14 protein-coding genes are annotated in these 13,940 nt (G+C 56.5%); 10 read left to right on the top strand and 4 right to left on the bottom strand.

What is annotated here, in order from left to right; translation table 11 throughout:
• The first annotated feature begins 415 nt into the window (after positions 1 to 415).
• Entirely contained in the window at positions 416 to 1,537 is a 1,122-nt protein-coding gene (locus PGR79_RS20315; protein ID WP_087858382.1) for a cupin domain-containing protein, read from the top strand.
• Between the two features lie 54 nt (positions 1,538 to 1,591).
• Here the strand turns inward: PGR79_RS20315 and PGR79_RS20310 are convergent, their stop codons facing one another.
• Entirely contained in the window at positions 1,592 to 3,034 is a 1,443-nt protein-coding gene (locus PGR79_RS20310; RefSeq protein ID WP_087858381.1) for a Cu(+)/Ag(+) sensor histidine kinase, read from the bottom strand.
• Positions 3,024 to 3,707 (bottom strand): copper response regulator transcription factor CusR, encoded by a 684-nt coding sequence (cusR, locus tag PGR79_RS20305; RefSeq protein ID WP_047046104.1) that lies wholly within the window; start codon positions 3,705 to 3,707, stop codon positions 3,024 to 3,026. The genes PGR79_RS20310 and cusR overlap by 11 nt, the downstream gene beginning before the upstream one ends.
• A gap of 64 nt (positions 3,708 to 3,771) precedes the next feature.
• Between cusR and PGR79_RS20300 the strand changes: the two genes are divergently transcribed.
• From PGR79_RS20300 to symE, 7 genes are all read left to right on the top strand, one after another.
• Positions 3,772 to 3,894 carry a hypothetical protein gene (locus PGR79_RS20300; protein WP_257394921.1) on the top strand — a complete coding sequence of 41 codons (123 nt, stop codon included), beginning with the start codon at positions 3,772 to 3,774 and terminating at the stop codon, positions 3,892 to 3,894.
• A complete protein-coding gene (locus PGR79_RS20295) occupies positions 3,881 to 5,266 on the top strand; it encodes an efflux transporter outer membrane subunit (protein ID WP_430922408.1) in 1,386 nt (461 codons plus the stop codon). Before PGR79_RS20300 ends, PGR79_RS20295 begins: the two co-directional genes overlap by 14 nt.
• A gap of 17 nt (positions 5,267 to 5,283) precedes the next feature.
• On the top strand, positions 5,284 to 5,628 hold the full coding sequence (cusF, locus tag PGR79_RS20290; RefSeq protein ID WP_430922406.1) for a cation efflux system protein CusF: 345 nt from the start codon (positions 5,284 to 5,286) through the stop codon (positions 5,626 to 5,628).
• A gap of 44 nt (positions 5,629 to 5,672) precedes the next feature.
• Positions 5,673 to 6,935, top strand: a complete 1,263-nt coding sequence (locus PGR79_RS20285; protein ID WP_430922404.1) for an efflux RND transporter periplasmic adaptor subunit — start codon at positions 5,673 to 5,675, stop codon at positions 6,933 to 6,935.
• Positions 6,936 to 6,946: 11 nt separating this feature from the next.
• The gene (locus PGR79_RS20280) at positions 6,947 to 10,096 is read left to right on the top strand and encodes a CusA/CzcA family heavy metal efflux RND transporter (protein ID WP_430922402.1); all 3,150 of its coding nucleotides are present in this window, start codon (positions 6,947 to 6,949) and stop codon (positions 10,094 to 10,096) included.
• Positions 10,097 to 10,413: 317 nt separating this feature from the next.
• Entirely contained in the window at positions 10,414 to 11,133 is a 720-nt protein-coding gene (locus PGR79_RS20275) for a DNA/RNA non-specific endonuclease (protein ID WP_430922400.1), read from the top strand.
• 232 nt (positions 11,134 to 11,365) lie between these two features.
• Positions 11,366 to 11,692, top strand: coding sequence for an endoribonuclease SymE (symE, locus tag PGR79_RS20270; protein WP_049035244.1), 327 nt, complete (start codon positions 11,366 to 11,368; stop codon positions 11,690 to 11,692).
• 37 nt (positions 11,693 to 11,729) lie between these two features.
• Here symE and PGR79_RS20265 read toward each other — a convergent pair whose 3' ends face one another.
• Positions 11,730 to 12,029, bottom strand: a complete 300-nt coding sequence (locus tag PGR79_RS20265; protein ID WP_142369181.1) for a hypothetical protein — start codon at positions 12,027 to 12,029, stop codon at positions 11,730 to 11,732.
• A gap of 68 nt (positions 12,030 to 12,097) precedes the next feature.
• Between PGR79_RS20265 and PGR79_RS20260 the strand changes: the two genes are divergently transcribed.
• A complete protein-coding gene (locus PGR79_RS20260; protein ID WP_348850589.1) occupies positions 12,098 to 12,442 on the top strand; it encodes a DUF1294 domain-containing protein in 345 nt (114 codons plus the stop codon).
• Positions 12,443 to 12,935: 493 nt separating this feature from the next.
• Positions 12,936 to 13,262, top strand: a complete 327-nt coding sequence (locus PGR79_RS20255) for a hypothetical protein (protein ID WP_430922397.1) — start codon at positions 12,936 to 12,938, stop codon at positions 13,260 to 13,262.
• Positions 13,263 to 13,299: 37 nt separating this feature from the next.
• Here the strand turns inward: PGR79_RS20255 and PGR79_RS20250 are convergent, their stop codons facing one another.
• Entirely contained in the window at positions 13,300 to 13,935 is a 636-nt protein-coding gene (locus PGR79_RS20250; protein WP_430922395.1) for an HNH endonuclease, read from the bottom strand.
• Positions 13,936 to 13,940 lie beyond the last annotated feature (5 nt).

Genomic DNA, 13,940 nt, shown 5'->3' with positions numbered 1-13,940 from the left:
GGCGTATATTACGCTTTCCTCTTTCAGAGTCAACCCTGAATTTCAGAATTTTTCTCTTCAACCGAACCGGCTGTTTGTGTGAAGTGATTCACATCTGCCGTGTCAGTGGGAGCGCATTATAGGGAGCTGCTGAGATATAGCAAGCCTTAAAATACAAAAAACTTATCAAGCGCTCATTTATTAAGCTTTTCACGTTTATCCTCGGGAAGACCGAATCGACAAAACCCAGTATTCATGCGGCCTGCAGCGCATTCCCTACCGAAACCACTTTTTTGCGAAAACGCGATTTTTCTCGTTTCCCCACCGCCGCTATCACGCCAATGGTGAATTAAGCACCACTCTTGACCCATGACAAAGCGCCCCGCTTCGTCATCTTTCTATAATCAGAGCCGTTTCTTCCTATTGGTAATAATCTATGGCTTATCAACTCAACATTAACTGGCCCGAGTTTTTAGAGAAGTACTGGCAAAAGCAGCCGGTCGTATTAAAGAAGGCGTTTCCGAACTTCATCGACCCCATCACGCCAGACGAGCTGGCCGGGTTAGCCATGGAGCCGGAAGTCGATAGCCGGCTGGTCAGCCTGGTCAACGGTAAATGGCAGGCCAGTAACGGTCCATTTGAGCATTTCGACGGGCTGGGCGAAAGCGGCTGGTCATTGCTGGCCCAGGCGGTAAACCACTGGCATATGCCGGCCGCCGAGCTGGTGCGCCCGTTCCGCGTGCTGCCTGACTGGCGTTTAGACGACCTGATGATCTCCTTCTCCGTCCCCGGCGGCGGCGTAGGCCCGCATATCGATCAGTATGACGTCTTTATTATTCAGGGCATGGGCAGCCGCCGCTGGCGCGTGGGCGATAAACTGCCGATGCGTCAGTTCTGTCCGCATCCGGCACTGCTGCACGTCGATCCGTTCCCACCGATCATTGATGAAGATCTGGAGCCGGGCGACATCCTCTATATTCCACCGGGATTCCCGCACGACGGCGTAACTCACGAAACGGCGCTGAACTACTCCGTCGGCTTCCGCGGTCCAAATGGCCGCGACCTGATCAGCAGCTTCGCCGACTATGTGCTGGAAAACGATCTCGGCGGCGAACACTACAGCGATCCGGACCTCACCTGCCGCGACCATCCGGGCCGGGTTGAAGAGTATGAACTCGACCGTCTGCGCAACATGATGATCGACATGATTCGCCAACCAGAAGACTTCAAGCAGTGGTTCGGCAGTTTCGTCACCACGCCGCGTCACGAGCTGGATATTGCTCCGGCGGAACCGGCATATGAAGAAGAGGAAGTGGTCGATGCGCTGCTGGGCGGCGAAAAGCTTTCTCGCCTGAGCGGACTGCGCGTTCTGCATATCGGCGACAGCTTCTTCGTACATAGCGAACAGCTGGATACCACCGATGCCGAGGCGCTGGATGCATTGTGCCGCTATACCTCATTAGGTCAAGAAGAGCTCGGCAGCGGCCTGCAAAATCCAGAATTCGTGAGCGAGCTGACGCGGCTGATTAATCAGGGCTACTGGTACTTCGAAGAGTAAAAGAACGGCAATACTGCGGGCAGCCGCCTGGCGCTGCCCGCTTGCTTTCAGCCGTTATTGCGCATATTTCGGCAGCACGATAATAAAGCGCGTAGAGCGCAGATCGGACTGCACCGCTACGCTGCCGTGATGGGCGCTGACAATCGATTTTACAATCGCCAGACCGATGCCGCTGCCCTCGCCTTTGCGCTGGCGCGACGGGTCGACGCGATAGAAACGGTCAAACAGGCGCGGCAAATGTTCAGCAGCAATCGGCGCGCCGGGGTTCTCCACCACCAGACGGATCTTTTCGGCACTTTCGCTCAACTGAATGGTCACCGCCTGTCCGGCCGGCGTATAGCGGATCGCGTTCGACAGCAGGTTGCTGATTGCCCGCCGCAGCATCAGCGGGTCGCCAATCACCCGGCAGTGGCTACCGACAAAACGCAGCGCCACCTCTTTCTCTTCCGCCCACGCTTCAAAGAACTCAAACACCTTATTCACTTCCTCGGCCAGATCCAGCGCCCGTTGTTCAGGGATTAACTGGTTATTATCCGCCTGGGCAAGGAACAGCATATCGCTGACCATCCGCGACATGCGCGAGAACTCTTCGAGATTGGAATAGAGCACCTCTTCCAGCTCCTGCTGGCTGCGGCTTTGGCTCAAGGCGATTTCGGTTTGCGTCACCAGGTTGGTAATCGGCGTACGGATTTCATGGGCGATATCGGCGGAGAAATTAGACTGGCGGGTAAAGACATCCTCTATCCGCTCCAGCATATGGTTAAACGACAGCGCCAGCCGCTCCAGCTCGATGGGCACCGCCTGCGGGTCGAGGCGCACATCGAGATCCCGCGAGGTAATATTCTGGATCTGGCGGCTAATCTGGCGGATCGGCTTATGCCCCTGATAGACCACAAACAGCACGATGGCGATAATCAACAGGCTGATTATCGACGCCGCGGAAATCAGCTTCGCTTTGAGTTCATTAATATAGTGCAGGTGAAAGTCGATCGATAAAGCCATCAGCAGATGCCAGGCCGGTTTACCGTCCGACTGCTTGCCGAGCGGCAACATGATTAGCCGCCAGGAGCGGGTCTCCATTTGATGATTATCATGAACCATTTCCCGCGGCTGCGGGTCAGTCCATGAAATCACATTACCGTCGCGCAACTTCATCGCCAGCCCCGGCGTACTCATAATATGGCTGAGTTCCGGGCCGTCTGGCGACTGAAATAAGATATTGCCCTCGGCATCATCCAGACAGATAAAGACGTTAGCGTAGCCGCCAATCACGTTTTTTAAGATCTCCAGCCTCCGCTCCTGCGGGTAGTCGGCGTGGTTGAGCACCGTCTCAAGCGTGGTGCTGAGCTGCTTGAGATCGTGAACGTCGCGCTCTTCAAAGTGGGCCTTCACCGAATGGATCATGATCCAAGTGAAGGCAAAGAAAGCGATGATGGTGGCGAGGCTGATAAAGAAGGTCAGCCGGGTGGCCAGCGAAAAGGGGCGCTTAGCGGCCATCCGGCACCTCAAGCATATAGCCGACGCCGCGCACGGTCTGGATAAGCTTCGGCTCGAAGTCGTTATCGATTTTGGCGCGCAGCCGCTTCACCGCCACGTCGATGGCGTTAGTGTCGCTGTCGAAATTCATATCCCACACCTGCGACGCGATCAGCGAGCGGGGTAGCACCTCACCCTGATGGCGCAAGAAGAATTCCAGCAGGGTAAACTCTTTGCTGGTCAGGGTGATACGAGTCGCGCCGCGCATCACCTTGCGGCTGACCAAATCAACGCTGAGATCGGCCGCCTGAAACTGGCTTTCTACTATTACTGCCGCCCCGCGACGTAGCAGAGTGCGCACCCGCGCCAGCAGTTCCGCAAAAGCAAAGGGCTTCACCAGATAGTCGTCGGCGCCCAGCTCCAGCCCCTTCACCCGATGCTCGATAGTGCCAAGCGCGGTGAGCAGCAGGATCGGCATCCCTTTATTGGCGGCGCGCAGCATGCGCACGATATCCCAGCCGTTGACGTCCGGCAGCATGATGTCGAGGATCAGCAGATCGTAGTCGCTGGTCATCGCCAGGTGATAACCGTTAAGGCCGTTGTCGGCCAGGTCGACGACGAATCCGGCTTCGGTAAGCCCTTTGGTCAGGTACTCCCCGGTTTTCTTCTCATCTTCGACAATCAAAATCTTCACGGCTGGCTCCTTCACGCGCACTCTGTGCGGGTATTCAATTTTAGAGGAGCCCCTCCGGATAGCAATGAAATATCAGGAAAATGACAGCTTTGTCATTTTCCTGTCACGCGTTGAACAGAGCCCGCTGCGTAAAGTATCCGCCATTGATAAATCGCCGAAAACCGTCTGCCGTCATGCGCCCAATTAAGCTTCTTTCTCTCAGCGTGATATTCGCCTTAACCGGCTGTCTGTCACTTGCTCCGGACTACCAGCGCCCCACCGCGCCGGTGCCGCAGCAGTTCTCTCTCAGCCAGAACAAACTGGTTACCGCGACGGCGGGCTACCAGGAGACCGGTTGGCGCAGCTTTTTCGTCGACCCGCAGGTAAAAAGCCTGATTAGTACCGCGCTGACCAACAATCGCGATCTACGGATGGCGGCGCTGAAAGTGCAGGAAGCCCGCGCCCAGTACCGGGTCACCGACGCCGACCGCTACCCACAGCTTAACGGCGACGGCAGCACCACCTATGGCGGCAAGCTCAAAGGCGACACCACCACCAGCAGCGATTATGCCGCTGGCTTGAATCTCAGCTACGATCTCGACTTCTTTGGCCGGTTGAAAAACCTTAGCGAGGCCGACCGGCAGAACTTCTTCGCCAGCGAAGAGGCGCGGCGCGCGGTGCATATCCTGTTGATTGCTAACGTTTCACAAAGCTACTTCAACCAGCGTCTGGCGGCGGCGCAGCTACAGGTGGCGAACGACACCTTACAGAACTATCAGCAGTCTTACGCCTTCGTTGAAAAACAGCTGCTGACCGGCAGCACCACCGTCCTGGCGCTGGAACAGGCGCGCGGCATGATCGAAAGCACCCGCGCCGATATCGCCAAACGGCAAGGTCAACTGGCGCAGGCCAATAACGCCCTGCAACTACTGCTCGGCAGCTATCAACGGCTGCCGGACGATAGCGCCAGCAGCGCGGTGGACCTGAAAGGCGTAACCCTGCCGCCGTCGCTCTCCTCAGAGATCCTGTTGCAGCGGCCGGATATTTTAGAGGCTGAACACAGCCTGTTGGCGGCCAACGCCAATATCGGCGCCGCGCGGGCGGCCTTCTTCCCATCGATTACCCTGACCAGCTCGCTCTCCGGCAGCAGCAGCGAGCTCTCCAGCCTGTTTAACGCCGGCAGCGCGATGTGGAACTTTATCCCCAAAATTGAACTGCCGATTTTCAACGCCGGGCGTAATCAGGCCAACCTTGACCTGGCGGAGATCCGCCAGCAGCAGCAGGTGGTCAACTATGAGCAAAAAATACAGTCCGCCTTTAAAGAGGTGGCCGACGCGCTGGCCCTGCGCCAGAGCCTGGCCGATCAAATTGCCGCCCAGGAGCGCTATCTCGCTTCACTAAATATCACCCTGCAGCGCGCTACTGCGCTCTATCGTCACGGCGCGGTCAGCTACATCGAAGTCCTGAGCGCCCAGCGCGACATTTTCACCACCCGACAAACCCTGCTGGAACTCAACTATTCCCGTCAGGCTAATGAAATCACCCTGTTCACCGCCCTCGGCGGCGGCTGGATGGAATAACCCGAGGAGTTTTGATTATGAATTCACTGTCTAAATTCGCCCTGTTCACCCTGTTCTCTGGCGCAGTGTTCGCGGCCCAGGCCGCCGACCCGCACGCCGGTATGGCAATGCACGAGCAGCCCGCAGCCGCGCAGACGCAAAGCATCACTGGCAAAGGCATCATTAAAGCCATTGATATGGATAATAAAAAAATCACTATCGCCCACGAAGCCATCCCGGCGGTGAACTGGCCGCCGATGACCATGCGCTTCACCATCACCCCGCAGACACAGCTCAACAATGTGAAGAACGGCGACAGCGTGGATTTCACCTTCGTTCAGCAGGGCAATCTGTCGCTGTTACAGGATATCCGCGCCCAATAACGGCCCGGCGACGGTAGGCTCCTCAACAACTGAATGGACGACACATGGCATCCCTGACACTGAAAAATACGGCGCTGATCCTTGGCAGCATGCTGATTGGCGGCGCGCTTACCGCGGCGCTGTATACCCGACTGACGCCGCCCCTGAATAGCGCATCCGCGACCGAGCAGCAGCGCAAAGTGCTGTTCTGGTACGACCCGATGTACCCGAATACTCGCTTTGATAAACCGGGTAAATCGCCGTTTATGGATATGGACCTGGTGCCGAAATACGCTGATGAGGAGAGTGCCGCCGCCGGTGCGCCGGGGGTACGTATCGACCCGACGCAGACCCAAAACCTCGGCGTAAAAACCGCCGCGGTCACCCGCGGGCCGCTGCGCTACGCCCAGACCTTCCCGGCCAACATCAGCTATAACGAGTATCAGTACGTGATTATGCAGGCGCGGGCGGCGGGCTTTATCAATAAAGTCTATCCGCTGACCGTCGGCGACAAAGTCAAGCAAGGCACGCCGTTACTCGAGCTGACCATCCCGGACTGGGTGGAAGCGCAGAGCGAATATCTTTTATTGCAGGAGACCGGGGGCACCGCTACGCAGGTCGAGGGGATCCTCGAGCGTCTGCGCCTCGCCGGAATGCCGGATGACGATATCCGCCGCCTGAAAACCACGCGCAAAATCCAGACCCGCTTTACCCTCAAAGCACCGATCGATGGCGTTATTACCGCCTTCGATCTGCGCGCCGGAATGAATATCGCCAAAGATAATGTGGTGGCGAAAATTCAGGGCATGGACCCGGTGTGGGTCAGCGTGGCGGTGCCGGAATCCATCGCCTGGTTGATTAAAGACGCCTCGCAGTTCGCCATTCAGGTTCCCGCCTGGCCGGGCAAAACCTTCAGCATCAACAAATGGACCATTCTCCCCAGCGTCGATAGCGCCACCCGTACCCTGCAGCTGCGCCTGCAGGTCAACAACCCGGATGACGCGCTGAAGCCGGGGATGAACGCCTATCTGAAACTGACCAGCGAAAGCGCGCCGATGCTGCTGATCCCATCAAAAGCGTTGATCGACAGCGGCAACGAGCAGCGAGTGATTACCGTGGATAACGAGGGGCGCTTCGTGCCGAAGCTCGTGCAGGTATTCCACGAATCCAATGGCGTTACGGCCATTCGTAGCGGGCTACAAGAGGGTGAGCAGGTGGTCACCAGCGGCCTGTTCCTGATCGACTCGGAAGCCAATATCTCCGGCGCGCTGGAGCGCATGCGCGCGCAGGATCCCGATACAGCGGCCCCCGCCGCCCACGCGCACTGAGGAACGGAACAATGATTGAATGGATTATCCGCCGCTCGGTGGCCAACCGTTTCCTGGTGATGATGGCGGCGCTGTTTCTCAGCATCTGGGGGACCTGGACCATCGTCCATACCCCGGTGGATGCTCTGCCGGACCTCTCCGACGTACAGGTGATCGTCAAAACCAGCTATCCGGGGCAGGCGCCGCAGATCGTCGAAAATCAGGTTACCTGGCCGCTGACCACCACCATGCTGTCAGTCCCCGGCGCCAAAACGGTGCGCGGCTTCTCGCAGTTTGGCGACTCCTACGTGTACGTGATTTTTGAAGACGGCACCGATCCTTACTGGGCGCGCTCGCGGGTGCTGGAGTATCTCAACCAGGTGCAGGGCAAACTGCCCGCCGGGGTCAGCGCCGAAATGGGCCCGGACGCCACCGGCGTTGGCTGGGTCTTCGAGTACGCGCTGGTCGACCGCAGCGGCAAACACGACCTCGCCGAACTGCGCTCGCTGCAGGACTGGTTCTTAAAATATGAGCTGAAAACCATTCCTAACGTCTCGGAAGTGGCTTCGGTAGGCGGCGTGGTCAAGGAGTATCAGATTGTCGTCGACCCAATGAAGCTGACCCAGTACGGCATCAGCCTCGGCGAGGTGAAATCGGCGCTGGATGCCTCTAACCAGGAGGCGGGCGGCTCTTCCGTCGAACTAGCGGAAGCCGAATATATGGTGCGCGCCAGCGGCTATTTGCAAACGCTCGACGACTTCAAAAATATCGTGCTGAAAACCGGCGATAACGGCGTGCCGGTCTATCTCGGCGACGTCGCGCAGGTGCAGATAGGCCCGGAGATGCGCCGCGGTATCGCCGAGCTTAACGGCGAGGGCGAAGTGGCCGGCGGCGTGGTGATCCTGCGCTCCGGCAAGAACGCCCGCGAGGTGATCTCGGCGGTCAAAGAGAAGCTGGCGTCGCTGCAAAGCAGCCTGCCGGAAGGGGTTGAAGTGGTCACCACCTACGACCGCAGCCAACTTATCGACCGCGCCATCGACAACCTCAGCCACAAGCTTCTGGAAGAGTTTATCGTTGTCGCGCTGGTCTGTGCCCTGTTCCTGTGGCACGTGCGCTCGGCGCTGGTGGCGATTATTTCGCTGCCGCTCGGCCTGTGCTTCGCCTTTATCATGATGCATTTCCAGGGGCTCAACGCCAACATCATGTCGCTGGGCGGGATCGCCATTGCGGTAGGGGCGATGGTCGATGCCGCCATCGTGATGATCGAGAACGCCCATAAGCGGCTGGAGGAGTGGGAACATCAGCACCCGGGAGAGAAGCTCGGCAACGACATCCGCTGGAAAATCATTACCGATGCGTCGGTGGAGGTCGGCCCCGCGCTGTTTATCAGCCTGCTGATCATTACTCTGTCGTTTATCCCGATTTTCACCCTCGAAGGCCAGGAGGGCAAACTGTTCGGCCCGCTGGCCTTCACCAAAACCTGGTCGATGGCCGGGGCGGCGCTGCTGGCGATCGTGGTGATCCCGATCCTGATGGGCTTCTGGATCCGCGGCAAGATCCCGGCGGAGAACAGCAATCCGCTGAACCGCTTTTTGATCCGCATTTATCACCCGCTGTTGCTGAAGGTACTGCACTGGCCGAAGACTACCCTGCTGATTGCGCTTCTGTCGATCCTGACGGTGATTTGGCCCCTTAACCGGGTCGGCGGCGAGTTTCTGCCGCAGATCAACGAGGGCGATCTGCTGTATATGCCGTCAACGCTGCCGGGGATCTCCGCTGCGCAGGCGGCGGATATGCTGCAAAAGACCGATAAGCTGATCATGACGGTGCCGGAAGTGGCGCGGGTGTTCGGCAAAACCGGCAAGGCCGAAACCGCCACCGACTCGGCGCCGCTGGAGATGGTAGAGACCACGATTCAGCTTAAGCCACAGGACCAGTGGCGACCGGGGATGACCATGGAGAAGATCGTCGAGGAGCTGGATAAAACCGTGCGTCTGCCGGGGCTGGCGAACCTGTGGGTGCCGCCGATCCGCAACCGCATCGACATGCTCTCCACCGGCATCAAGAGCCCGATCGGCATTAAAGTTTCCGGCACTAACCTGGCCGATATCGACGCCATCGCCGAACAAATTGAAGTGGTGGCGCGCACCGTGCCGGGAGTCACTTCGGCATTAGCCGAGCGGCTGGTCGGCGGGCGCTACCTCAACATTGATATTCAGCGTGAGAAGGCGGCCCGTTACGGCATGACCGTCGGCGACGTGCAGTTGTTTGTTTCGTCCGCCATCGGCGGCGCGATGGTCGGCGAAACGGTAGAGGGCGTCGAGCGCTATCCGATCAACATCCGCTACCCGCAGAGCTATCGCGATAGCCCGGAGACCCTCCGCCAGTTGCCGATCCTCACGCCGCTGAAGCAGCAGATCGTGCTCGGCGACGTCGCCGAGGTTAAGGTCGTTACCGGGCCATCGATGCTGAAGACCGAGAACGCCCGCCCGACCAGTTGGATCTACATCGACGCTCGCGACCGCGACATGGTGTCGGTGGTGCGCGATCTGCAGCAGGCCATCGGCAAAGAGGTGAAGCTGAAGCCGGGCATCAGCGTCTCCTACTCCGGGCAGTTTGAGCTGCTGGAGCGCGCCAATCAGAAGCTGAAGCTGATGGTGCCGATGACGCTAATGATTATCTTCGTGCTGCTGTACCTGGCGTTCCGCCGCTTCGGCGAGGCGTTGCTGATTATCACCAGCGTGCCGTTCGCCCTCGTCGGCGGGATCTGGTTCCTCTACTGGATGGGGTTCCATCTGTCGGTGGCCACCGGTACCGGCTTTATCGCCCTCGCCGGGGTGGCGGCAGAATTTGGCGTGGTGATGCTGATGTACCTGCGCCATGCCATCGAGGCGGAGCCATCGCTGGAGAACCCGCAGACCTTCAGCGCCGATAAGCTCGACGAGGCGCTGTATCAGGGCGCGGTGCTGCGCGTGCGGCCAAAGGCAATGACCGTGGCGGTGATTATCGCCGGCCTGCTGCCGATTTTATGGGGCACCGGCGCCGGGTCAGAAGTGATGAGCCGTATCGCCGCGCCGATGATTGGCGGGATGATCACCGCGCCGCTGCTGTCGCTATTTATCATTCCGGCGGCATATAAGCTGATGTGGCTGTACCGGCATCGGGGCAAGCGCGGAGAATAAATAAAGGCAGGCCCGTTGGTATTTCACCGGCGGGCTTTTTTATTATTAGGCCTACAAGCAATTACCTCATTTAACCATCACCCGTTCTCATATTATCTCATCCTCTGCGCCAATCGGCCTTCACGCCACATTATTCCCTTTAGCTTCATTGATTTTCCTGCTCACCCTGGCTGCGTATTTATCACGCGGAGAAAAGGTGGGCCTTAATTCAATGAGCGCTATCGATGAACCTGAATCCTTTTCCACCCTGTTTATTTTTGCTGTTATTACTTTCTGCCCTGAGCACGATATCACCCAGCCATGCCGCGACAGCAAAGGTGGATAATTGCGAAGTTGGCTGCCCAGCCGGCGGCAGCCAACAGACGCTCTTCCGCGCGGCCTACACGCTGAACAACAACCCTCACCGTAAGCTGGCCAACTGGGTAGCGTATAAAATCACCCGCGCCAGCGAGGCAAGCAACCGTAAGAGAGTGTGGAAACAGGACCCCGATCTCCCCGCTGCCGATACCCTGGCGCCCGCCGACTATCGCCGGGCTAATACTTTACTGGCGGTCGATCGCGGCCATCAGGCGCCGCTGGCGAGCCTCGGCGGCGCGGCGGACTGGCCTGCGCTGAACTATCTGTCGAATATCACCCCGCAGGAAGCGGCGCTGAATCAGGGAGCATGGGCGCGACTGGAAGACGCAGAGCGCGCGTTAGCAGAGCGCCCGGAGGTGACGGCGGTTTATACGGTTACCGGGCCGCTGTTCGAACGGCATATTGCCACCCTGCCCGCCGCGCCGGGCGTGGAGATCCCCAGCGGCTACTGGAAGATTATTTTCCTCAATGATGGTCCGCAGAGCGGCCAGTACGCGGCATTTGTGCTGGACCAGGCAACGCCGCGCGATGCTAATTTTTGCGACCATCAGGTGACGGTGGCGGAGATCGAACGCCGCACCAGTCCGCATTTGACGCTGTGGCCGGCATTGCCGGCGGCCATTGCCGCAACCTTAAAAACGCAGCCGGGGAGGTTGGCGCGGGAAATGGGTTGCCAATAATAAAAATGAAATAAGGCAACAAAATATAATCACAATAAATATATTCACAATAAGTACAAACATATTTGTATTATTCTGAATAGCGCTTTAAAGCTGCTTATTATGTTTTATTATCAGCTGGACTTTGCCTTTATTACTGGTTAGGTTTACAGGTGTTATTTAACGCGGTGCGGATGTGCGCCAACACATCCGCACCGCTCATCACAATTACTATTTACAAGGAATAGCAATCATGACTGATCGCGATTGTAGTGTAGATTCGTTTGATCCAGAAGTCCTGCCGGTAAATATGCGCGAGCTGACCGTAAGTTATGCGAGCCGTTATCCTGATTATCAGCGTATTCCAGCGGTTACCATGAAGGGGCAATGGCTGGAGGCGGCCGGTTTCACCACCGGCAGCAAAGTAGAAGTGCGGGTGATGGAGGGCTGCATCGTGCTGACGGCAAAATCACAGGAACCGGAACTGGAGGCAGCGCTGCGCCAGGCGAGCAAGCTGTCGGCGAGAAAGCAGAAGCAGATCGCTGAGTTTATTGGAGTGATCGGCGGGAAGCGTCGCTGAGTGAAGTTCAGGGCTGGGGCGGCGTCGGTCGCCCCTTTCAGTCCACGCACTGAAAGTCGTTATCCCTTGACCCCACGGCCACACAACATGCACTCACCATACTGATGTAATAATGAGAAGGGTTAGGTAGTTGCTCCATCAGCCACGGCTGCTCAGCTGAATATTCGCAATCAGTGGTCGCCACCCACCACACCGGCTCGCCATCCAGCATCATCGGCTGGGCTTCATGATAATGCTCATCCCAACCACGACCGGTTTTAGCGGCATAGACTTTAGCTATCGCAATAGCCTGTTCGCAGGAAATCATCGTTGGACTCCGTTTTGTTACCATAGCCATCCTACATCCGGCCATTAAAATTGGGTATAGTTGCCGTCTCTGCCACTGCTAAGCGCTATTGATATCGTATGAAGCTCGGTTATTTTTGTTACTTCCTGCTGGCCCTTGCTGCCGTCGGCAGCCTGTTACTGCCCTATTCCATCGCCATGTGGTTCCTGCTGGCGAACGTGCTAACCTGGCTTATCTACGGCATCGACAAACTAGCCGCCCGTAAAGCCTGGAGCCGGATCCCGGAATCCACCCTGCTGACGTTCGGCCTGCTTGGCGGATGGCCCGGCGCGATTGTCGGGCAGCAGTGTTTTCGCCACAAAACCCAGAAGCAGCCATTCAGGACGTATTTCATTATTAGCATCGTGCTGAATGTTGTGGTGCTGGTTGGCGGGTATTGGCTGTACCGGGGTTATGGGGTGTAGGGTTGGTGAGTTGAATCTTGGTTAAGCAAATGCTATCAACGCCTAAGCCGTCGATAGCCCTCTACAACTAAAAGAGCAAGCCCGGTGGATATCCCAAACTTAATCATTAATAACGTAAATTCGTAATCATTCATAGCCTCTTCCCCATCGCCAGAAATGGATATGTGAGTCATAAACGTGTCACCAACCCAAGCATCTGGGATGAGATTTATGCTGGCAATTAATGCGACGGCGAATAAGATAATTTTCACTTCCGAGAGACCATTGTGGTAAAACACCATACTAACTGATTAATAGTTATGATTTCATGCTTTCTTTTTTCTTGCTCTTATCAAAAACAAGCTATCAAAGATGATAATTAACGGATCATTTTATATAAATTATTAATCAACCACATCACAGAACTATTAGCAGATTAGTTAACAGTAACTTTTATCTGCAATCATAGGGGAATAATAGGCTCATATTTATTATACAAAAAAGGGCAATTATAATGACCATCAAAGAAAGAGATCTATTCGATGCCGGATTCACTGAGAGCGATGTCGAGAGTCTACATCGCAGGCTTGCGGCAGCAGAAGGAACTTTGGATGAACTGATTTCGGTGCTATCCCGCCGATTCCGGGTGGCATTCTGGGTTACCGTTGCCGTGGTTGTGGTTATGTTCTTAACCACCTTATGCGCCCCCCCGAAATACCTCATCTCTGGAGGTCTGGGTACTGTTGTAGTACTGGCTATTACCTGGGGTACATTCTCACCATTTCTGGCCTGGAAAGCTAACCGGCTGCAGAAAAAAATATCTCATCAAACAAATAGATAGTGGTCTCTCTGTATAACAACGCCATTCAGTCGCTACCTCACTCTGCCAGCATCTGCGCTTTAAGCTCTTCCGGCGTATATGGCGGGTTTCGCCGATGCAGCATCGCGTGACAGTTGGGGCAAACTGGGATCAGGTCAGTTTTCGGATCCAGACGATAGTCCTGTTTAATCTCCGATAACGGCACCAGATGATGAATGTGGATAAAGCCCTGGCCGATATCACCATAGCGCTTAGCCATATCAAGGCCGCACACCTGACATTGGGTGCCGTGGTAGCGCAACGCGGCCTCGCGGGCCTGGCGATCGCGCTCATAGCGGTTAACCATAACCTGAACCGCAGCCCCTTCTACAAACTCACTTTTCGTCTGTAGCTCGTCGGGGAAAGGGGTAATACCAGCATCATCTACTCGCTCCTGAACGATCTTGAATCCTTGCTCCAGCAACAGACGGACGCATTTGGATTTGATCCCACCGCTGAAATCCGCCGGCGTGAACTCCGTTTTCGTCGCCATGGTGGCCGCTATCCCAACGATAGCTTTAGAGGGATAACGACGTCCTTCGAATTCGACTTCATACAGACGCGCGTCTTTAAACTGATGCGCTATACCCTCGTTGTATGCGCGGATGGCTTCGATGATGCATTCTCGCGATAGATGATCTGGCAACCGTTTCATATGGC

The sequence above is a fragment of the Klebsiella sp. 141161 genome, from assembly GCF_050600815.1.
In the GTDB taxonomy this organism is placed as follows: Bacteria; Pseudomonadota; Gammaproteobacteria; order Enterobacterales; family Enterobacteriaceae; genus Klebsiella; species Klebsiella aerogenes.
This window is presented reverse-complemented; position numbering and strand designations above follow the sequence as displayed.

Excerpts from the sequence above, each read along its gene's own strand:
- cusF (WP_430922406.1), top strand. The coding sequence starts at position 5,284 with ATGAATTCACTGTCTAAATTCGCCCTGTTCACCCTGTTCTCTGGCGCA.
- PGR79_RS20315 (WP_087858382.1), top strand. The coding sequence starts at position 416 with ATGGCTTATCAACTCAACATTAACTGGCCCGAGTTTTTAGAGAAGTAC.
- PGR79_RS20250 (WP_430922395.1), bottom strand. The coding sequence starts at position 13,935 with ATGAAACGGTTGCCAGATCATCTATCGCGAGAATGCATCATCGAAGCC.
- PGR79_RS20255 (WP_430922397.1), top strand. The coding sequence starts at position 12,936 with ATGACCATCAAAGAAAGAGATCTATTCGATGCCGGATTCACTGAGAGC.
- PGR79_RS20260 (WP_348850589.1), top strand. The coding sequence starts at position 12,098 with ATGAAGCTCGGTTATTTTTGTTACTTCCTGCTGGCCCTTGCTGCCGTC.
- PGR79_RS20310 (WP_087858381.1), bottom strand. The coding sequence starts at position 3,034 with ATGGCCGCTAAGCGCCCCTTTTCGCTGGCCACCCGGCTGACCTTCTTT.
- PGR79_RS20280 (WP_430922402.1), top strand. The coding sequence starts at position 6,947 with ATGATTGAATGGATTATCCGCCGCTCGGTGGCCAACCGTTTCCTGGTG.
- PGR79_RS20295 (WP_430922408.1), top strand. The coding sequence starts at position 3,881 with ATGCGCCCAATTAAGCTTCTTTCTCTCAGCGTGATATTCGCCTTAACC.
- PGR79_RS20265 (WP_142369181.1), bottom strand. The coding sequence starts at position 12,029 with ATGGCTATGGTAACAAAACGGAGTCCAACGATGATTTCCTGCGAACAG.
- PGR79_RS20300 (WP_257394921.1), top strand. The coding sequence starts at position 3,772 with ATGAAATATCAGGAAAATGACAGCTTTGTCATTTTCCTGTCACGCGTT.
- PGR79_RS20285 (WP_430922404.1), top strand. The coding sequence starts at position 5,673 with ATGGCATCCCTGACACTGAAAAATACGGCGCTGATCCTTGGCAGCATG.
- symE (WP_049035244.1), top strand. The coding sequence starts at position 11,366 with ATGACTGATCGCGATTGTAGTGTAGATTCGTTTGATCCAGAAGTCCTG.